Origin of the sequence: Arsenophonus endosymbiont of Crataerina pallida, from assembly GCF_964020125.1 — a bacterium.
GTDB classification, from domain to species: Bacteria; Pseudomonadota; Gammaproteobacteria; order Enterobacterales; family Enterobacteriaceae; genus Arsenophonus; species Arsenophonus nilaparvatae.
Window position 1 is genome coordinate 1331931 of the sequence record NZ_OZ026540.1, and the last position, 22575, is coordinate 1354505.

13 protein-coding genes and 4 pseudogenes are annotated in these 22575 nt (G+C 39.2%); 9 read left to right on the plus strand and 8 right to left on the minus strand.

Going from position 1 to position 22575, the window contains the following annotated elements; translation table 11 throughout:
- The 4 genes and pseudogenes from AACL31_RS06920 to yfbV all read right to left on the minus strand — a co-directional run bounded on the left by AACL31_RS06920 (position 1) and on the right by yfbV (position 3727).
- Positions 1-1830, minus strand: coding sequence for an SLC13 family permease (locus AACL31_RS06920; RefSeq protein ID WP_310511410.1), 1830 nt, complete (start codon positions 1828-1830; stop codon positions 1-3).
- Positions 1831-1925: 95 nt separating this feature from the next.
- A complete protein-coding gene (locus AACL31_RS06925) occupies positions 1926-2591 on the minus strand; it encodes a sugar phosphatase (RefSeq protein ID WP_310511411.1) in 666 nt (221 codons plus the stop codon).
- 18 nt (positions 2592-2609) lie between these two features.
- Positions 2610-3090: pseudogene (locus AACL31_RS06930) on the minus strand (YfbU family protein).
- A 181-nt stretch (positions 3091-3271) separates the two neighbouring features.
- Positions 3272-3727 (minus strand): terminus macrodomain insulation protein YfbV, encoded by a 456-nt coding sequence (gene yfbV / locus AACL31_RS06935; protein ID WP_032114684.1) that lies wholly within the window; start codon positions 3725-3727, stop codon positions 3272-3274.
- Positions 3728-4145: 418 nt separating this feature from the next.
- On the opposite strand from yfbV, the gene AACL31_RS06940 reads away from it, so the two are divergent.
- Together AACL31_RS06940 and pta are read left to right on the plus strand one after the other, a co-directional pair.
- Positions 4146-5348: an acetate kinase gene (locus AACL31_RS06940; protein ID WP_310511412.1), complete on the plus strand. Its 1203-nt coding sequence runs from the start codon at positions 4146-4148 to the stop codon at positions 5346-5348.
- A 73-nt stretch (positions 5349-5421) separates the two neighbouring features.
- The gene (gene pta / locus AACL31_RS06945; protein WP_310511413.1) at positions 5422-7560 is read left to right on the plus strand and encodes a phosphate acetyltransferase; all 2139 of its coding nucleotides are present in this window, start codon (positions 5422-5424) and stop codon (positions 7558-7560) included.
- Positions 7561-7741: 181 nt separating this feature from the next.
- Here the strand turns inward: pta and AACL31_RS06950 are convergent, their stop codons facing one another.
- Both AACL31_RS06950 and AACL31_RS06955 read right to left on the minus strand, forming a co-directional pair.
- The gene (locus AACL31_RS06950) at positions 7742-8518 is read right to left on the minus strand and encodes a DUF4832 domain-containing protein (RefSeq protein ID WP_310511414.1); all 777 of its coding nucleotides are present in this window, start codon (positions 8516-8518) and stop codon (positions 7742-7744) included.
- Positions 8478-9203, minus strand: coding sequence for a DUF4874 domain-containing protein (locus tag AACL31_RS06955; protein WP_310511415.1), 726 nt, complete (start codon positions 9201-9203; stop codon positions 8478-8480). The genes AACL31_RS06950 and AACL31_RS06955 overlap by 41 nt, the downstream gene beginning before the upstream one ends.
- Before the next feature lie 883 nt (positions 9204-10086).
- Here AACL31_RS06955 and AACL31_RS06960 point away from each other — a divergent pair.
- The 6 genes and pseudogenes from AACL31_RS06960 to AACL31_RS06985 all read left to right on the plus strand — a co-directional run bounded on the left by AACL31_RS06960 (position 10087) and on the right by AACL31_RS06985 (position 19456).
- The gene (locus AACL31_RS06960; protein WP_310511416.1) at positions 10087-10563 is read left to right on the plus strand and encodes a hypothetical protein; all 477 of its coding nucleotides are present in this window, start codon (positions 10087-10089) and stop codon (positions 10561-10563) included.
- Between the two features lie 27 nt (positions 10564-10590).
- A complete protein-coding gene (locus tag AACL31_RS06965; protein ID WP_310511417.1) occupies positions 10591-11469 on the plus strand; it encodes a hypothetical protein in 879 nt (292 codons plus the stop codon).
- A pseudogene (locus AACL31_RS06970) lies at positions 11465-12016 on the plus strand (phage tail tape measure protein); the annotation flags it as partial. The gene AACL31_RS06965 and the pseudogene AACL31_RS06970, both read left to right, overlap by 5 nt.
- A 184-nt stretch (positions 12017-12200) precedes the next feature.
- Positions 12201-16541 (plus strand): annotated as a pseudogene (locus AACL31_RS06975) (SpvB/TcaC N-terminal domain-containing protein).
- 42 nt (positions 16542-16583) lie between these two features.
- Positions 16584-18641 (plus strand): annotated as a pseudogene (locus tag AACL31_RS06980) (RHS repeat-associated core domain-containing protein); the annotation flags it as partial.
- Positions 18642-19156: 515 nt separating this feature from the next.
- Positions 19157-19456, plus strand: coding sequence for a hypothetical protein (locus AACL31_RS06985; protein WP_310511419.1), 300 nt, complete (start codon positions 19157-19159; stop codon positions 19454-19456).
- A gap of 191 nt (positions 19457-19647) precedes the next feature.
- Here AACL31_RS06985 and yfcD read toward each other — a convergent pair whose 3' ends face one another.
- Positions 19648-20202, minus strand: coding sequence for an NUDIX hydrolase YfcD (gene yfcD, locus AACL31_RS06990; RefSeq protein WP_310511420.1), 555 nt, complete (start codon positions 20200-20202; stop codon positions 19648-19650).
- An 852-nt stretch (positions 20203-21054) separates the two neighbouring features.
- Between yfcD and AACL31_RS06995 the strand changes: the two genes are divergently transcribed.
- Positions 21055-21975, plus strand: a complete 921-nt coding sequence (locus AACL31_RS06995) for a TIGR01777 family oxidoreductase (protein WP_310511421.1) — start codon at positions 21055-21057, stop codon at positions 21973-21975.
- Here AACL31_RS06995 and AACL31_RS07000 read toward each other — a convergent pair.
- Complete coding sequence (locus AACL31_RS07000; RefSeq protein WP_310509439.1) at positions 21968-22540, minus strand: UbiX family flavin prenyltransferase; 573 nt, start codon at positions 22538-22540, stop codon at positions 21968-21970. The genes AACL31_RS06995 and AACL31_RS07000 overlap by 8 nt on opposite strands.
- Positions 22541-22575 lie beyond the last annotated feature (35 nt).

Here is a 22575-nt window from a genome sequence, read left to right on the forward strand (position 1 = left end):
TTAAAATGGAAACAATTGAGGAACAATAACAATAGTGATAGCCATAACTAAAACAGTAAAAGGAACACCAAATTTAACGAAATCACTGAATTTATAGCCACCAGGCGCCAAAATTAGAGTATTAACCGGTGAAGAAACTGGGGTCATAAAAGCCGCGGAAGCTGCAACACTTATCACCATAGCAAAAGGTATTGGCGAAACACTCATATGATTAGCAACAGCAATGGCAACCGGTGCCATTAATATTGCTGTTGCGGTATTAGAAATAAATAATCCAGTTACTGCACAAACAATAAATAGGCAAAGCAACATTATCCTTGGTCCCATGCCACCTGCAATATCCATTAGTAAATTAACAATCAAATCAATGCCACCGGTTTTTTGTAATGCCAATGCAAAGGGCATCATACCAACAATCAACATAATACTCGTCCAGTGTATTGCACGATAAGCGCTTTCCATATCAATACAGCGAAATTTTCCCATTAATAAACACGCAATCAGTACAGCAATAAAATTGGGAATTTCATCTATTGCCATCATAGTAACCATTAATATCAAACAAAAAATTGCATGTGGCGCTTGCGATGCAGCAGGAGCAACTACCTCTACCTCAGCGGCCAAATTTAACACAATAAAATTACGTCTATCAGTTGACAATAAGCGAATTAATTTCCAGTCACCCACGATCAGTAAAACATCACCTAAACGCATTGGCTGATCAATTAATTTATCATCGATAGTTTTTCCTTCACGGTAAATGCCAACAACATTAAGGCCATAACGCGTACGAAATTTAATTTCTCGCAATGTACTGCCTAATAAGTCAGATTGCGGCGCTAAGGAGAACTCAGACATTCCGACTTCACGCGCACGTGCGGAGAAATATTCACCTCTCAAAATCATTGGGGCCAATTTTTGTTCATGACAAAACTCATTGAGATCAACCTCACTATCCGACATATCAACTAATAACACATCATGTTCATGTAACTCTGTTGCAGCTGTTACACTTAGCATAAGTCGACGAAAACGATGCCAACGCTCAATACCAATAATATTCGCACCATAACGTGTGCGTAGATGTAACTCATCGAGTGAGTAGCCTATTAAGGGGGAACCTGGACAAATGGCTAAACAACGAGCACGACCTGTTAGCTTATAATCACGAATAAAGTCGTGAAATGTGCGCCGATGAGGAGCAGAACCCGCTGCAATTTCGCGGTTACCTAACCTACGACGAACCAGCCACATATAAATAATTGCCAGCAACAGCACCGCAATTCCAATCGGCGTAATGGCAAAAAATTTGAATCCGGCATAACCTTCTCTAACCAGTTCACTATTAACTATCATATTTGGTGGGGTCGCTACTAACGTCATCATACCACTGATAAGTCCAGCAAAGCCTAATGGCATCATCAAACGTCCTGGTGGGATTTTCATCTGTTTAGCAACATTAAGAACAACGGGAATGAAGATGGCAACAATGCCGGTTGAACTCATAAAAGCGCCTAGACCTGCGACTGTGATCATCAAAAAAATCAGCATCTTATTTTCATTATTACCGGCTGCACCAACTAACCAGTCGCCAACTTGATAGGCAATACCAGTACGGACTAATCCCTCACTAAAAACAAAAAGTGCCGCAATTAGCAGCACATTGGGATCACTAAAGCCGATTGCTGCTTGTTTAAGCGTCAGAGTTCCACTCAACACTAAAGCCACAATGACTAATAATGCAACAACATCCATACGGATCTTATTAGTCATAAAAAGAGTGACGACTATTAGTAGTAAAATTAATACCCATACCAGCTGGCTATTCAAAATGACCTCAAATTAAGTCTATTCATCTATTCATAGGGCTCATTTGCCATAAGTAGCGCAGATTTGCCGGCCTAATTTATGAAACTGACATATTTTTATCGCTGAGTCACCGTAACAATACCTTGATTATCTGGTTTTGAAATATTTAACTCAGTAAATGATTTGATAATTAATGAAATTTCTTCTCGCCGTGGCATATCTGCTGGCGCATGAACAGCGATAACCTGGCAACCCGCATCTAAAGCAGAATAGATCCCTGCCTGCGCATCTTCAACCGCAATATAGGCTTCAGGCGGTAAATTTAGTAGTTGTGCACCAAGCAAAAAAGGATCTGGCTGCGGTTTACCTTGTTCAACTCGTTCAATCGTGACCCAGTGTTTTGGTTCCGGCAAACCTGCCGCTTTACTACGATTAAAAGCAATTGGAACTGTGCCAGAAGTCACTATTGCCCATGGAATAGCAAATGTATTGAGTTGTTCTAATAAAGCAATTGCACCAGGTAGTGCTACAATACCCGAAGTATTGGCTGCTTCTAGGTTTTCCAGCCAATAAAAAATTTCATCAATTTCAGTTTCTGAGGCATTTGGTATAAAATGACGGATAGAACTGATTGCCGGTTTGCCATGAATATAGTGCAACACATCGCTTTCTGATACACCAATTCGACGGCTAAATTCTCGCCAGCAATGTTCAACATTAGGTAACGAATCAACCAGCGTGCCATCCAAATCAAATAAAAATCCCTTACATTTTAATACCATTGATGCTCCTTAGATAAGTCATGCATTAATGATTTGATTAATTTCTACTGCACAAAGATGATACTGACGCGGACAAGATGTCCAAACATTTAACATTCTTAGATCTTTATCCCACATAGGTGTCTGAGCATTAAAATCATCACTACCACTGACAAAATGACGGTAGCGACCCTCATTATTCACCAAAAAACGAACATAATTGAGATAATGTGCTTCCGTAACAGCATCAAAGCCTAAAAAGATAACTCTTCTGTCCGTAATATCGGTTTTAGACGACAAATTTTCCCAGGAAACTTGTAAGGCATGATACATTTCCATAATATCAATGATAGTCTGGCAACTCAGTAAAATTTTTCTCTAACTCCTTCATTTGCAAGCCAAAACCATTTTCAATGATAGTTTGACAGCGTTGATAGTGTTTGGCATTATCCGGATCAAGCTTGATCAGCATTTTATACTGGTTAGACAGAATTAAGCGTTGTGCATTAGTCATTTCCATTATGGTTCTCCTATACTTGGAAATTTGCTAAATCATCGCATTACCGCCCTTCTTTTTATAGTGATAACTTACCTTTTATTGATCTAAAAAGGCTTTTCAAACTTTAACCATTAATAATCTATTTTGTAATGCCTGTTATCTCTATTGCTGACTAGCTAACCCAATAACTATTCAAATTATGTTAAATACCATCAATAAAAGAGCGATCTAATTGTTTAAAAGCACGTTTTAACAATTCTGCTAATGCCTGATAAGTCGGTGTTCCTTTGACGGGTGTGATGGCAATTCCAGCTTGATTAAATTTTTCACGAATTTCATAAAACCAAGTTAGTAATGCCGACGGTAGTGGCGTAACTGAACGCTTACCTAACCACCATAATCCCTGCAAAGGTAAGCTACAAGCAAAAAGCCCTGTCGCCACAGCCGGTCCCAGCTGACCACCTAATGCAATCTGCCAGGTAAGGGTAAAAACAGCAACAGCAGGCATATAACGAATCGCAAAGCGACTAACTGTGATCACCCGATGTTCAGGAAAAATAGGCATCAAACATTTTTCTAACGGAAATGTCTTGGCATATTGCCGGCCTAGTTTCAACTTTTGTAAGAAACCTGGGGTCGTTTCTGGTGTCGTATTCATCAATACCTCACATGACTTCAATCAATTTCTCATGCAAAATTTAAAAAAAATGTATAAAGCATAAAATCTTTTTAGTAGAATTTATAGGGCAACTTTGGTTGCCTGAGGCCACGACTTCTATAATCTATAGAAAAAACTTATATCATATAAAGTTTATATTTGGTCTATTACTATGTTTTCAATCCATAATGTTAATATTATATTGCATCTTTAATATTAACATTGCAAACATAGTTATTTAGTCAATAAATACAGTTAAAATATCATAATATTGCATAAATATGATATTAATCATTCAGTATGATCCCAGGGATAAGCTAGGCTACTAGCATTCTATTGGATTGATGTTTATTAACCCTAGTCTTCCTGGTTAATCTGACAAAGAAGACTCCATGATAACGATATAGTAGGTAATTCCATGTCAAGTAAGCTGGTACTTGTCCTCAACTGCGGTAGCTCTTCCCTTAAATTTGCTATCATTGATCCGATTAACGGCGAAGAACAACTATCTGGTTTAGCAGAATGTTTTCATCTACCAGAAGCCCGTATTAAGTGGAAAATAGATGGCACTAAAAACGAAGCTGCTTTAGGTTCAGGCGCTGCCCACAGTGAAGCGATGGCTTTCATTGTCAATCAAATTCTCACCGCAAAACCAGAATTAGCGCAAGCCATTTCGGCTATTGGCCATCGTATTGTTCATGGTGGTGAAAAATTTACCAAATCGGTTATTATCAATGATGAAGTCGTTGAAGGCATTAAAGCTTCTATTCCATTTGCACCATTACATAATCCTGCTGGTATTATTGGACTTGAAGAAGCTAAAAAAGCATTTCCACATTTAAATGACAAGCATGTCGCTGTATTTGACACCGCCTTCCATCAAACCATGCCGGTTGAAGCTTATTTATATGCTCTACCTTATAATCTTTACAAAGAGCATGGTATTCGTCGTTACGGTGCGCACGGTACCAGTCATTACTATGTTTCCCAGCAAGCTGCCAAAGAATTGAATAAATCGATCGATAAACTGAATGTGATCACCTGTCATTTGGGCAATGGTGGATCAGTTACCGCGGTCGTTAATGGTCAATCTGTAGATACTTCAATGGGTCTCACACCGCTAGAAGGCTTAGTAATGGGAACCCGCAGTGGTGATATCGATCCAGCTATTGTGTTCCACCTTCACGACGCCTTGGGTATGAGTGTTTATCAGATCAATACATTATTAACCAAAGAGTCTGGCATACTTGGATTAACTGAAGTTACCAACGACTGTCGTTATGTCGAAGACAATTATGACACTAAAGCAGATGCAAAACGAGCGATGGATGTCTATTGTCATCGTTTAGCCAAATATATCGCCGCTTATTGTGCATTAATGGAAGGACGCCTAGACGCTATTATCTTCACCGGTGGTATTGGCGAAAATTCAGCTTTAGTACGTGAATTAACCCTTAAGAAGCTATCTTTAATTGGTATTAAATATGATCACGAGCGCAACTTAGCCGTCCGTTTTGGCAAATCAGGCAAGATCACAACTGACGATAGCATTCCTGCTCTGGTTATTCCAACAAATGAAGAGTTAGTTATTGCACAGGACGCGAGCCATCTAACGGCATAAATAGATTAGAAACTGTCAGTCTACTGATTGGCAGTACTGAGTTGAACATCTTGCAATTGTTAAAGAGGTACTTGTGTCCCGTACAATAATGTTAATACCGACTGACATTAGTGTTGGCTTAACCAGCGTCAGTTTAGGGGTCGTTCGTTCAATGGAGCAAAAAGGGGTTAGTCTAACGGTTTTTAAACCCATTACTCAACCCCGTTTTGGTAATAGAGATCAGACAACTGAAGTATTACGCTCCCACTCTAGTGTTCAGGTCGCTGAACCACTAAAAATGAGTTATGTTGAATCCCTACTGGCTAATGATCAAAAAGATGTTTTAATGGAGGAGATTGTTGCGCGATACCATGACAATACGCAGCAGGCTGAAGTTATTCTGATCGAAGGTTTAATGCCTACCCGTAAGCCCCCTTTTGCCCAATCGCTGAATTACGATATCGCTAAGACACTGGGGGCTGACGTTATTTTTGTCACCGCACTGGGTAACAATACACCAGAACAGTTAAAAGAGCGCATTGAGTTAGCCCGCGCAGAGTTTGGTGGTGGACAAAATAAAAATATCACTGGAGTAATTATCAATAAACTCAATGCACCAGTGGATGAGCATGGCCGTACCCGTCCTGATTTATCAGAAATATTTGATGAATCAACGAAAGCCACAATCGCAAAAATTGACAGTAAAACGTTAGCTGACAATTGTCCGCTACCAATTTTGGGTTGTATTCCGTGGAATTTTGATCTGATAGCCACCCGTGGTATCGATATTGCGAATCATCTGAATGCCGCTATCATCAATGAAGGCGCATTACAAACCCGGCGCATAAAATCGGTTATTTTCTGTGCCCGCAGTGTGCCCAATATGGTCGAGCTGTTTCGTCCCGGCACATTGCTGGTGACCTCTTCTGATCGTCCTGATGTTATCGTATCTGCCTGTCTAGCTGCCATGAATGGCATCGAAATTGGCGCGTTACTGTTAACTGGCGGTTACCCTATTGCCAAGCCGATACACGATCTCTGTCACCGTGCTTTCGAAACGGGTTTACCGGTGCTGATGGTAGATACCAATACCTGGCAAACTTCATTAAGTCTACAAAGTTTCAGCTTAGAAGTGCATGCGGATGATCATGAGCGGATTGAGAAAATACAAAATTATGTTGCTTTACATATCAACCAAAAATGGATCAATTCACTGACTGCTGATTCTGAACGACCCAAACGGTTATCACCGCCGGCTTTCCGTTATCAATTAACCGAGCTCGCACGTAAAGCTAATAAACGTATCGTGCTACCGGAAGGTAATGAACCCCGTACGGTAAAAGCAGCGGCTATTTGCGCTGAAAGAGGTATTGCCACCTGTATTCTGCTAGGTGAACCTGATGAAATAAAACGGGTTGCCGCCGCGCAAGGAATTGAATTAGGCGCGGGGATCGAAATTGTGGCGCCTAAATCAGTACGGAAAAATTATGTTGAGCGTTTGGTTGAGCTGCGTAAAAATAAAGGCATGACTGAAATTGTTGCGCGCGAACAGTTAGAAGATAATGTGGTGTTAGGCACCATGATGCTGGAAAAAAATGAGGTTGATGGTTTAGTTTCCGGCGCAGTTCATACTACCGCCAATACTATCCGCCCACCGTTGCAACTAATCAAAACTGCGCCAGGTAGTTCAATCGTCTCCTCGATATTCTTTATGCTGTTACCTGAGCAAGTATTAGTTTATGGCGACTGTGCAATAAATCCAGACCCAACGGCCGAACAATTATCGGAAATTGCCATTCAGTCAGCCGATTCTGCCAAAGCATTTGGTATTGAACCACGCGTGGCGATGATCTCTTACTCTACCGGTAACTCCAGTGCCGGCAGTGACGTAGACAAGGTACGTGAAGCAACCAGTTTGGCACAAGCGAAACGGCCAGATCTGGTGATCGACGGTCCACTACAATATGATGCCGCCATTATGGCCGATGTAGCTAAATCTAAAGCACCAAATTCACCGGTAGCCGGTCAAGCCACAGTGTTTATTTTCCCTGATCTCAATACTGGTAACACCACTTATAAAGCGGTACAACGCTCAGCTAATCTGGTTTCTATCGGCCCAATGCTACAAGGGATGCGTAAACCGGTTAATGACTTGTCCCGTGGTGCGCTAGTTGATGATATCGTTTATACCATTGCGCTCACCGCTATTCAGGCAACACAAAATCAAAAATAATGGATTTTTCTCACTAGTGAAAAAGCTGAAACACGATGTGTTTCAGCTTTTTTATTCATTAAACACTTAATTAATAACTAACTTTAATCGATGAAATTAAGTTTTACTAACCGCTAACTGAATGGAGAAAACACATTAATAGCTAAAAACTGGCTAACGCCCTCAATTTACTAGCTGAGTTTTATTCAATAACTGGTATGGTAGCGAAAACATTAAAACGATGTTTATCGGTAACGATTAAACTGAAATTACTTCCCCCATTTGCCAATTGTATATCATATTTGGCATCATCTCTTAACATAGGACTTTCATCGGGTAACCATAACGCTAGCAAATGTTTTCCGCTTTTTATATTAATAACCTGACAGGAAATACTAAATGTATATCCCCTACCCGCAGCACACATCTCAGCACCAGCAGGCAAAAAAAGCTGCCATTTGATCTCATGTTGCTCATCGAGTAACACAATAGCAATTGGCCTGACGTTTACTGGTCGGGCAAAACCATAATTTTTTAGGCTAAACTTTAAATCAAAATAATCACCGACTTTAACAAACAATGGGTAAGTCGCTTCTTCAAGTGTCAACCTATAGCCAAGATGATCTCTAATATATTCAAAGGCACTTCTTGTGGTATAACTTTCCTTTGTTTGATCCCCAAAATAATCCCGGTCACAGATAAATCCTGCATTTTCAAACCGTTTTAAATTCATAACCGCTTTGTGTAAAGCGGCTATACATAAATTTAAATTATGTATAATACTAAAAGTTGAAGCGCCTAATTCAGTAAAGCGCCAAATCGTTCCCCAGCCAAAATCAGCAGGAATAGCATTAAGGCACCAGGTATCACGGCCATCATCGCTGTAAGGCATTTCAACGTCATAGATAGAATTTACGCCAATTTTTTTCAGATCGTTATTATACTGCACTTTGCCAAGTAAAGTCATTGCCAGTAGCATATTTATGCGCATCTAAGGTATAGTAATCATTATTAAAACCAATACGAAATTGGTCATTAAACTGTAATGGGCCAAGTGAGTTAATCAACATATCTCGATTAGACTTATAACGCATGGTTACTTTTCTATTTGCCGGCATAAAATCGGTATAAAATGTACGGTAGATTTGACGCTTTTCCTCATCTTGATAACAGCTACCGTGTTGCTCACCCCAGGTACCAATCCAACCAAATTGAAAGGCATATATTACGCCATTGGCCAATAGTGGCTTTAATTGCTGCATATGTTGTTTTACTTTTTCTACCTCGGGCTCCAGAATATGGTTAGCATATTTATAGACAAATCTAACCAGCAGCTTAACACCGGCTAATTTCGCTTGGCAAAAGACATAATTAATCAGCTCAATAGCTTTATCATCAAGATCTTTATTTATATATTCTGTTAGATATATATATTGCTGAACAATTTGATAACATTCATCGGCAATTACTTTTTTATATAATTCGAATAAAACATTTCCATTTTGCTTTTCACCGGAAAAGGGATTTATTAAATCTTCATTTAATAAAATCATATTTTCATATCTAAAACCTCGCTCCGGATTCATTATTATTACTTTGCCATTCTCGTCTGATGGATAGCATCCTCGATAGCTTGTCTGCTGATATTGCATTGTGTTTTTCATTATTATTCCTTTCTAATGCTATATTTAATGTTAATTAACGGATTTATTTCCAATTAAAAAATTATAATTACTTATAAGAAATAAAATTAATTATTAAAAAATCAGATGATATATTTTTATAATTATTATTTAATTCCAATAGCTAGAATTAAACGTTTAATTTATAAATTTTAAAATAAAATCAAATTAAAAAATATACACAGAAGTTGCTAATAAAAAATTAGCACAACTAAATGTTATAACCTGAAACGTTTCAATAGAAAAAAATTCCTAGCAAAAAAATAAAAAGATTAAAAATCAACATGATAAAAAACAATAATAGTGAAAAAACATAGCGAAATAAACTTATATTTTATAATTATATAGGTGACGAAATTTAATCCTGAAAAAATAAAAATTTATAAAATTAATAACAGGATTTATAAATAATTTACTCAATTAAATATTCAGAATCAACAAATAGCTATGCAAAAAAACTTTATTAGATTAATCGTTTCAACTAATGATAAAAAATCATCTATTAATTTTAATTACAATTAGAAATTATTAACCAAAATCAACTTAACCTTTGCTTATTATTAAATGCTCATTTCTAATAAAAATGAACTCCCGCGATAATTTAAAATAGAAATAATCACCAAGCTAAATTCATGAAGCACATAATTAACTGATTTTACTAAAAAATATTTATTATAAATTTAAATAAAAAATACTAGCTTTAAAAATAAAGTATGTTATGATTTTTTTTAAATTTAATCCTAATCAATAAAAATAAATTAAAAGATATGAATATAAATAATCACATCTGATTTTTATATTCCATCGAAAGATATTCCTTTTCTTTAAAACAACGATAGAGCCATCTAATATAAGTGGGGGTTTTATGTCATACCAAATTAACGAAAATTCCATTAAGAATATTATTAATAAATTAAATATTAAATCATTCAGTGAGCTAGCTGATTACGCTAAAGAAGAACTTTATCAAGTTGCCGATAATCAATTAAGTTTGCAGGATTGTGACCAACTGTTAGCCCAAGCCAAAAAGATCCAGGCAAAAAATAATGCTCAATACCGGCAACAAATCACCCGCCAAGCCATTCCAAAACAATCAACACATCTGGTCGCGACTCAATTACAGACAAATTTTAGCAACGCAAAAGCGCAACAACTGCAGTATGACGAAGCCATGTTTTACAGTAACGATTTTATTCCCAATCGTGATAGCGATTTTGTCAATCAAGGTGATATCGCGTCCATGTTTTCACCAGCCGCTTATCTGGTAAAACTTTATCGCGAAGCACAAAAACTGCATCCGGTAAATTCACCCTATTTTATCGACAATCGTCGCCCTGACTAAGCCGATCTGGTTTTGAGTCAGGACAATATGGATACACCAGTAAGCACGCTAACCTTATCCAATCAAATACTAGCGGCCCAAATTGGCAAAAAAATCGGTGATAACGATAAACAAAAAATTCTCGACGCGTTGGCTAAAGATACGTTAAATCCTGATGGCCCCTATTATTATTACACCGATGTTATTCAGCAGGTTTTACAAAACCATAATGTCATGCTGGCGCAATTTATTCAGCCGGAAAATCGTCCGGCCAATACCGATGAAACCTTTATCTTATGTACCGATTTAAAAATATCACCGCCGATTTACACGCTATTAACCACGGAAATTACTCCAGATAATCTTGACGCTGAATACCAAAAAGTGTTTGGCACCATTCCACCACAAACCCTCACCACAGCGGTTGCACTGGCAGAACGTTACGATTTAGCGCCTGATTTTTTTGAACTATTACTACCTAATAAAGATGCGACGGAAAAGCAGCTTAAAGAACATTTACTAAAAGTGCATAAAATTGTTTTATTGCACAAAACCACTCAGCTGACGCCACTTACGCTGTCTGAATTGGTTGAAGAATTCAACAATCATATTAATAAATATTTTCTGGCTAATATTTTGCTTATCAAACAATATGAACAATTTTTCAACTTGGAAGAACAGCAAGCGCGCATTTTGGCTGGTTTAAAAATCAGTCAAACCGCCATTAATGGCCAGCTCAGCCAATACGACCAACTGTTTAATAATCCACCTTTATATGGCCAAAAATTCTTTCCAGACGATAAAGATTATGATGTAGCACCTGAGGCACAAAACGTCTTTAAATCAAATCTGAAGCAAGCATTTGGCATTAATGACCAAGAGCTATATCAAATATTTCTGCTATTGAAGGGGGATGATAATACTTGATGTTGACCGTACCGTGTCTTTGGCTGAATTCTATCTGCATATGCCCAACGGGTTTGATTTACGAGACACCATTCGAAAACTGATCAATGGCGAAAGTAGCGGCCCTATCGGCAATGACGATAATAAAGTCAGTCTGGAGCAAAATACCTTATCTGCCACCATTAAAATTGCCGATCTAAAACTGCCGGAAGATTACCCCACTGATCTCAAGCTTGGCAACGTGCGACGCATCAAACAAATTAGTGTGTCGTTACCCGCTCTGCTTGGCCCCTATCAAGATATTCAAGCCGTGCTGGAATACACAGGTAATTTGCAACTGAGTAATGGCTGTAAAGCCATCGCTATTTCTCGCGGTGTTAATGATAGTGGCCAATTCCAACTTGATTTTAACGACAGTAAATACCTGCCTTTTGAGGGGATCCCAATCGAAGATCAAGGAGGATTAACTTTACAATTCCCGAATGCGACCGAAAAACAAAAAGCCTTATTAAATAGTCTAACCGATATCATCTTGCATATTCGCTACACCATTCGTGATAACGGTTAATCACTATTTTGTATCGTTTAATTAATTTCGTTAGGCCCTGTTTAGGGCCTTATGGGAGTTTAAAATGCCTGATAATCCAAATAATCAAGATAAATTATCCATTGCGCCCCTTTCCTTACCAAAAGGTGGCGGAAGCTTACAAGGCATGGGAGAAACCGTTGGCACACCCGGCCCTGATGGTATGATGCATATTACACTACCTTTACCTATTTCCAGTGGACGTGGTTATGCACCTGCATTGAGTTTAAATTATAATAGTGGCTCCGGTAACAGTGCCTTTGGCTTGGGATGGGATACCCCTTTACTCACTATTCGTCGCCAAACCAGTCATGGCCGGCCGCTTTATCATCTAGACGATACTTTTATTGGTGTAGATAATGAAGTATTGGTTATCGCCGTTGATCAAGCAGGTCAACCGATCCGTTATCAAAAAGATAGCTGGCAAAATATAAAACTAGCCGAAAATTATCAAGTAACTCAATATCAATCACGTATCGGTACGGGTGCCGAACGGATCGAATATTGGCAACCAGTAGCAACTGAATCTTCCCAAATGCCTTTTTGGTTAATCTACTCACCCGATGGACAGATCCACTGTTTAGGTAAATCGGCTAATGCCAGAATTTTTGACCCTAAAGAACAGCAACACATTGCCGTATGGTTACTGGAAGAGTCGGTTTCACCGACCGGAGAACACATTCTATATCAATATCAAGCGGAAAATGACCAAGGAACGTCTGAGCAGGAGCGGCTACAACATCCATCAGCAACAGCACAACGATATTTGACGACGGTAAGTTACGGCAATCTTAGCGCCTATGCAGCACCATATAGCTTAACCGACACACTACCACCAGCAACAGATTGGTTATTTTACCTCATATTCGATTACGGAGAACGCAGTAATCAAATCGAACAAACACCTGAATTTCTGCCCCAACAAGCCTGGTCTATGCGACAAGATCCTTTTTCCCGCTTCGAATATGGCTTTGAAATCCGTACCCGCCGTCTGTGCCAACAAGTATTAATGTTTCATGACCTACAAAGACTACAAGGCTTACCAGCCGAAAACACCTCACCCACGCTGGTTCGTCGTTTACAGTTAGACTATGACCAACAAGCAATTGTCAGCCAACTCATCAGTTGCCGGCAACTGGCTCATGATGAAAATAATTCTCTAACACTACCACCACTTGAATTTGATTATCAACCCTTTCGTCTGCCACCTAATGGTAATTGGCAACCCTTAATCGAATTTAATAGCATGAAAGATCAACAACAGTACTATCTGGTTGATCTCTATGGTGAAGGTATTGCCGGCATTCTGTATGAAGATAATTATGCCTGGTACTACCGTGACCCAATACGCGGCCAACCGCAAACCGATGAAATTCGTTATTCGCCAGCACAGCGATTACCTAATATACCCACCCTGCTCAGTGGTGGCACTTTAATGGATATTAACGGTGATGGACGGCTGGAATGGTTTTTCAGCCAGTTCAATATTGGCGGTTATTATGCCCAACAACCAGATAGAAGCTGGAGTGACTTTATTCCACTACAGGCTATTCCTACCGAATTACAAAATAACCAAGCCCAATTTGCCGATATTACCGGTGCGGGATTAGAGGATATTACTCTCATTGGCCCTAAAAGTGTGCGTTTTTATGCCAATCAGCGGATAAGTTTTGCCACGCCAGTCAACTACCCGCAAGCCGCGTCTGTCGAGTTACCGATTATTGGCAGAGATGAGCGCCAATTGGTCGCCTTCAGTGATCTATTAGGATCAGGCCAACAACATTTGATAAGCATTCGTCATAATGAAGTAACCTGCTGGCCTAATCTTGGCCAGGGTCTATTTGGTGCCCCGATTCAGCTCAGTGGCTTTCAACAACCGCAAGACAGCTTTGATCCAAAACAACTGTATTTAGCCGACCTGGATGGCTCCGGCACCACCGATATTATCTATTTAATGTCCGATCATCTGATGATTTACATGAATCAGTCAGGCAATAGCTTCGCCTCACCGATAACCATACCGCTGCCAAACGGTGTGGCTTATGATGATACCTGCCAATTGTGGATTGCAGATATCCAAGGCTTAGGCGTCGCCAGTTTGATCTTGAGTATACCGCATATGGAGCAAAAGCATTGGCGCTATGATTTAGCCAACCAAAAACCTTACCTCCTCAATCAACAAAATAATAATTGTGGCACCGATACCACTTTTTACTATCGCAGTTCGGTGCAATTTTGGCTGGATGAAAAACAGCAAGCAATTCAACAAAATAAAAGCTATGCCAGCCACCTCCCTTTCCCGATTCAGCTGCTCAATAAAATTAACCAACTTGACGAAATTACCATGAGTTGTTTTAGTCAAAGTGTTGATTATTTGCATGGTATGTATGATGGTATAGAGCGCGAATTCCGTGGCTTTGGCCGACTTGATATTATCGATTCAACTCAAGATGCAAAAGGCAATACCGACCAACGTAGTATGCCGTCATTATTAAGACAATGGTTTCATATCGGCAATATCGATGACCAAGCAGCTTATGCGTCAGAATACTGGCAAGGGGATAAACAAGCGTTTCCAGCCGGTAAAACCCGTCTTACCCAATACCAGCAAGGCCAGGATGTGCCAATTATCTCTCCGGATGAACAGCAACGATTCTGGGCTTATCGATCATTAAAAGGCAGTCCACTGCGCAGTGAACTTTATGGTTTAGATCAGGCCGCTGACGCCAAAAATCCTTACACCGTTACCTATTACCGTTATCAGGTTAGGCAAATTCCGGCGGTGACAACGAGCAAAACCGGCTTAGCAATGGCCCCCATGTCATTAGAGCAATGAGATTACAATTATGAACGTATTGCTGAAGATCCGCTTTATAGCCAAAACGTTAATCTCGCGTTTGATGATAATGGGGCAATAATACATAATGTTGCCATCAACTATCCACGTCGAGCCATTAGTATAATTCCTCTCTCCATCTGGTTGCCAGACGGTGCTTTTGAGCAGAGTTACGATCCACAACAACTACTATTACGCATTAGCGAAAATCAAATCCGCTATCACAATTTAAAAACACCAGAACAGTGGCGATTAAATATTGCTGATATACAGCGGACAGATATGATCACCTTACCTGCCAGTAATCTGCCAGCTGAAGGATTTTCGCTTGAATCGCTGTTAAATCCTGATGGTATTTTGAGTGAAAACACACCGCGAGAATATGCCGGACAAAGTAAAATTTACTACCTGGAGGGTGGCGATAATAAACTAGTAGAAATCCCGACAATCCAAGCTTTAGTCGCTTTTACTGAGCAGGCCGAACTGGATGAGCAAAGTTTGCTCGCATTTGAACCAGTACTTAGCACAAGTCAAATTGAAGCATATTTAACCAATGCGGGTTATATCAAAACCAAATACCTGTTCCCACGTCCAGGGGAAGAAACTGCCGATATCTGGGTAGCACGACTTAACTATAGTGAATATTATGATGAAAAGGCTTTTTATTATCCTTATCGTCAGCGACACTCATTATTAACCGGCGCAACCAATTATCAATGGGATAAATATTACTGCGTCGTAATAAGTACTACTGATGCCGCTGGTTTCTATACGCAAGCGGATTATGATTACCGTTTTCTTATGCCTTATCGTATTAAAGATATTAATGATAATATCAGTTATGTCGATTTTGATGCCTTTGGGCGCATCTCTTCCAGTCGAATATGGGGTACAGAAGAAGGACAGCCAGCCGGATTTCCGCCTCCCGATGAAGTTCCTTTTATGCCACCGGACACAATTGACGCGGCTTTAAGCATGCCAACACCACAGCCGGTTGCACAATTTTACTTCTATGCGCCAACAGCGTGGATGAAACCAGCAACCAAAGATTTTGTCTCAGCAGTCACCAATTCACGGCATCAATATAACCAAGTTGTCAATGAGCTAGGTTATGTTAATGTTATTGGCTACCAACGTTGGTTACGTGATAGCAATACGCCAGTCGACAAAGTACAGTTAGCAGATGATGCTGAAAGGCAACCGCCCTATATTTTAACTGTCACTACCGATCGTTATTATCCTGATGAGCAACAACAGCAGAGACAACAGATCAACTTTATTGATGGCGCAGGCAGGTCTCTGCAAACTGCATTACGGGTACCCGCTGGTGATGCTTATATTGTGACCAAAGATGGTCGTTTAGCCAAAAATAAACTCGGTAAGGCAAAACAGGCTCTCACCAGCTCACGATGGGCAGTAACCGGTCGAGTAGAGTATGATAACAAGGGCTTAGTTGTCCGCCAATATCAACCTTTTTTCAGTAATAGCTGGCATTATATTCTCGATGATAGTGGTCGTGATAGCTACTATACCGACACCCATTATTATGATCCGCTAGGGCGAGAAACAAGAACGGTTACCGCTAAAGGCTATCAGCGACGCCAACAATACTATCCTTGGTTGACGGTTAGTGAAGATGAAAATGATACGGCCGCAGATTTAACATCTTAAGATAGAGTCTGTGATTGTATAAAACACCTATAGGAGAACAATATGAATACGTCACTATTCAGTAAAACCCCGACGATAACAGTTCTCGACAATCGTCGTTTAACCATTCGTGATATACAATACTATCGTCATCCAGACTTACCAGATCATACGGAAACACGTATTACCCGCCATCAATACGATGCCCATGGCTTTCTAATCCAAAGCATAGACCCTCGACTATATGATATTCAGCAGGTAGATAGCGACATCAAACCAAACTTTACCTACCAGAACACATTGAGTGGTAAGGTCTTGCAAACAAAAAGCGTGGATAGTGTTAATACTATCACCCTAAATGATGTCACCAACCGATCATTTCTGAATATCAATGATTTTAATGATGATGACAGTACTAATATCCTATCTCGTACTTGGCAGTATGAGGATGCTTCCTTACCGGGCCACTTATTAAGTGTCACTGAACAGGCTGCGGATGGAACATCACGCATTACCGAGCGCTTAGTTTGGGACGGTAATAGTGAAGCAGAAAAAGAGCAGAACTTAGCTAATCAATGCACTCGCCATTATGATACTGCTGGATTAGATAAAACGAATAGTATTGCCATAAGTAGTATGTTGCTATCTATCACTCGCTGCTTACTAAAAAACGCAAATGACATAGCAACAACCGTTGATTAGCAAGGTGAAGATGTTTCGGACTGGGACAACTTGCTGGACGAAAAGCAATACACTACTCAAACTACTGCCGATGCAACGGGTAAAATACTCACCAGCACAGATGCTGCAGATAATATACAACGGATGGCCTACGATGTAACCGGTATGCTAAAAAGCAGCTGGGTAACACTTAAAGAAAATACCGAACAAGTCATTGTGAAATCAATTGCCTATGCTGCTAATGGACAGAAAGCGATAGAAGAACACGGCAATGGCGTAGTGACTACCTATAACTACGAGCCAGAGACACAACGGCTTATTGCAATTAAAACTGAGCGTCCCGCTGGGCATCCTGCCGGTGCCAAAATCCTGCAGGATCTACGTTACACCTATGATCCGGTAGGCAATGTTGTCAATATCAGCAATAATGCCGAAGAAACCCGTTTCTGGCGTAATCAGAAAGTCGTACCTAACAGCATTTATAGCTATGATAGCTTGTACCAGCTGGTTTACGCGACTGGACGTGAGATGGCTAATATTACGCAGCAGAGTATGACCCGTTTTCCATTAGCAGATGATGCTGTATACAGCAACTATACACGCACTTATAGCTACGATAACGGCGGTAATCTATTTCAAATAAGACACACTGATCCAGCGACTAATAATAACTACACCATAAACATCACCGTCAGTGATCGCAGCAATCGAGCCTTGCTGAGTACATTGACAGAAAATCCAGCCGATGTAGATGCACTATTCACGCCGAGTGGATATCAAAAACAGCTACAGTTAAACCAAAATCTACTCTGGACATCACGAGGCGAACTACAATTAGTAACCCCAATTACCGATGACGGAATTGCTGATGATAATGAAAGCTATCGCTATGATGCCAACAACCAACGGGTACTAAAAACCGCCGTAATAAAAATAGCAAACCATTTTTAATCACAGTCTGTGCTTTATCTGCCAACACTAGAGTTACGTACTACACAAAATGGGGAAGAACAAAAAGAAAATTTACACGTTATTAAAATCGGCCAAGCAGGACGAGGTCAAGTGCACGTACTGCATTGGGAGAAAGGAAAACCGACGGTTATCAATAATAATCAAATAAGGTACAGTTACAATGATCTTATTGGTAGCTCAATACTAGAAGTAGATAATGCCGGCAATATTATTAGTCAGGAAGAGTATTATCCATATGGCGGAACAGCAATCTGGTCAACCCGCAACCAAACTGAAGCGGACTACAAAATTATTCGCTACTCAGGCAAGGAACGTGATGCAACAGGATTATACTACTATGGTTATCGCTATTACCAACCATGGGCGGGCCGATGGTTAAGTGCTGATCCAGCAGGAACAGTAGATGGCTTAAATCTATACCGGATGGTCAGAAATAATCCAGTGACACTGCATGATATTGAGGGCATGGCGCCTACTTATCAAATGCAGCTAGAAAAAACTGTATCTATCTTTCGTGAACATGGACATCAGGAAGCTGCACGGATATTCTCTTTACCTAATAATAAGCAAAATAGAATATTACCACCACTGCCGTCATCTGAGGAACTGGGATTAACAGCTCAAGAAGTATCAGCCGTAAAGCTATATACAGCTCATAGTTATACCCTTATCAATCAGTATGCCAGAGGAACTTTAGAGTCAGGCGAAAGTAAAAAGCTACAAAAAGTACTTAACAAAAATAAATTCTTAAAAATCGGTTTTATCGGCAAAGAGTCACTGGAAACCGGAGTAGCAAAATTTAATACCACTCTCGAATCTTCCCGAAAAAAACATCCATCAAATGAAAATTTTGGCAACGTAGTTTTTCGCGGAGTAGGTTTTGATTACCCAGGCGGTGCACAGGATGAAACCCAATATACCACCATTGGTAGAGTGTTATTGAGCAGAAAAGTTATACCAGCACAACCGTTAGCAGACCATTTTTGAACACCCATCTTTTAATTTTGCAAGCTCACGATTTGGATGATGGTCGCTGGATTGCGCCATCAGCCAGCTTTCCAGGAGAAGATGAAGTGCTTTTTGCACCCAATACGAAATTCGTCATTAAAGATGTAGTTGCCAGTGATGAATTTGATAAAGCTAGATTTATTAGTTCAAATTATAACAGTCAGTTTCATGTATCACAAAAAATAGAAAATTCCCGTCAATATCAGACGTTATACAGAGCACATAAAATAGATCATTATATTAAAAAATATATTTATGGTGAGATTATTCCTTGAGCTTGATGTAGTTAAAAAATTTAACTAATCAATTAAAACCCTTGGTGCAATTTCATTGCATCAAGGGATATTTTATTAATATCGGCTTTATCAGTCACATCTAAATAAATATTATGCTAATACTAGCCTTAAATGACAAAATTTTATGTATTTTAGCTTGTAACCAACAATAATGATTGCTAATAAAATAGCTAATCAACTTTCTGGCATAACTTGGTTTTTTGCGATTCATTATTATTGCGGGTTAACCAAAGTGACAAGGCTTTCAGTGAATCAGGGGTAAATTCATGACGACGGGCATTAATCTCGTCTGGCGTCAACCAAAAAACCGATTCCACTTCCGCTTCCTGTAATGCAAACGGGCCATGACTGACACAGCTAAACAAACCACCCCACACCCGACATTGTGTTGTTTCATAATAAAAAAGCCCATGCTCTGCAAAAGGTACATCGGCAATCCCCAACTCTTCTTCTGCCTCTCGCCTGGCTGCTGCCAGCATACCTTCACCACTGGTAACAACACCGCCAGCGGTTGCATCAAGTAAACCAGGATAAATATCCTTCATTTCAGTACGACGTTGGATCAAAATTTTACCCATACCATCATGCACAATAATATAAGCTGCACGATGACACAAATTCTCTGCTCTCATCTGCTGGCGTGTCGCCTGAGCAATCACTTTATTTTTATCGTCAACAATATCAATCCATTCTGCATTGACTACTTCGCTTATTACTCGTCCCATCTTGAACCTTTCTAATTTTTAAGCGGTCATCAATCTGTTTACTTGAGTCTAAACTCAGTAACTTGCTGATGCAAATTAAGTCTTAATTAGATAGCCATTGGCGCACTTTTTGCACCCTGTTTTTTTACTACAGCTTAAATAAGCATAGCCTGTTATTAGCAGATACAAAAGGCTTTACGCTGAGCCTAGGGATAGTTGAAATTAACAGTTAAATTACTCATAAAATCACATCAATTCTTTTTATAATATAAAGCAAAAATGATAATAAGGATTAAGTTAGCAAAATATAAAAACAAGATATACTAATTTTAGCCGCAAATAAAACGATGAAAATTTACTGATATATATTAGCCATTTTAATATTAATTACTTTTATCTAGCGGCTGGTTTTTTTATAAATAACAACTAACATCAACAATAATTAATAAAATATTGCTATTATCCTACCTTTACTTTTAATATATTAACAATCTGTAAAATAACAACTTATTGTTACAATTAATTTATTGATGAATATAAATCTCTTTTCATAAAAAATTAAAATAAATAAGCTTAGCTAATATGATTTTTAGCATTGATTTAACAGTCTTACAAGAAATATAAATACATGATTATTATATAACTCACTATTTCATTTTTTAATTTTAATTAATCAATGAGCTAACCAAAAATTAACATTTAAAGTGTTAAATAACATTAATTAGCCATATTTAATGAAATTTTTTAAACAACAAATCGGCGACAATTTTACTGGCCAGTTTATTGATTGTATTCACAGTCTAATGATCTGCTGTTTCTTTAAATATCAATACTATAATTACTTATATCATTATCGAAAACCACGGAGTGAGAATGCGGATTTTTATTACTGGCAGTACCGGCTTAATTGGCTCAAAACTTGTTCAACAACTGGTTATACATTCCCATACTATCACCGTATTGAGTCGATTATGCCAAAAAGTTTACACCCTATTTGGTCGACATGTTGATTGTCTGACAAGCTTAAATGAGATTAATAATCTTGATGGTTTCGATGCCATTGTCAATCTTGCCGGTGAACCTATTGCAAATAAACCATGGACTAAGGAACAAAAAATAATTCTGTGTGAAAGCCGCTGGAAAATGACAGAACGCTTAAGCCAACTGATCAAAGACAGTAAAAAACCACCAAAAACGTTTATTTCTGGTTCAGCAGTTGGCTATTATGGTGATCAGGGACAAAGCGTTGTCACTGAATCCGATATGCCACATGCCGAATTCACTCACCAACTATGCCAAAAATGGGAATCATTGGCATTAGAAGCAGAAAGTGATAAAACACGCGTTTGTTTGCTACGAACCGGTGTGGTACTAGCGAAAGAAGGCGGTGTACTGAAGAAATTGTTACTGATATTTAAAGCCGGATTAGGCGGGCCAATCGGCAAAGGCAAACAATATATTCCCTGGATCCATATTAATGACGTCGTCAATGCGATTAATTACCTGCTTGAGTCACCTTCATTATCCGGTGCGTTTAATATTACTTCACCCTACCCTGTGCATAATGATCAGTTCAGTGCAATACTGGCCGAAGTACTTAATCGTCCGGCACTGATTAGAACGCCAGAATTTGTTATTAAATCGATTATGGGCGAATCTGCAGCATTAATGTTAGGTGGGCAACAAGCGATTCCAAAGCGTCTTGAAGAAGCTGGATTTAAATTTCACTATATTGAATTAAAAGAAGCATTAGAGTCATTACTGTTAACTACGTCGCAAGAGACCATTACTTAACACCTTGCCAACGAGTAAATAAGGTTTGTGGTAAGGTGATACCATATTGATCTAATATTCGATTGACAGTTTGATCGACAATGTCCTGTACGGTTTCTGGCTGATGATAAAAGGCCGGCATCGGTGGAAAAATTATCGCGCCAATCTCTATGACATTCATCATTAATCTCAAATGGCCTAGGTGCAAAGGTGTTTCCCTGACACCCAAGATTAATTTACGCTTCTCTTTTAAAACCACATCAGCCGCCCGCGTAATTAATGTATCGTTATAACTATTGGCAATACCAGATAACGTTTTTATTGAACACGGCATAATAATCATACCGGAGGTAATAAATGAACCAGAAGAAATCGCCGCAGCAATGTCTCTATCTTCATAGACAACATCAGCCATTGCTAGAACATCGCGTAGGCGATAAGAGGTCTCCAGCGCTATAGTCTGCTTAGCTGCTGCACTGACAATTAAATGTGTTTCAACCTCAGCAACAGAACGTAAAACTTCAAGTAAACGAATACCGTAAATTGCACCACTAGCGCCTGTCAATCCGATAATTATTCTCTGCATCATTTTTGCTCAATAATAACGATAAAATAGATTTC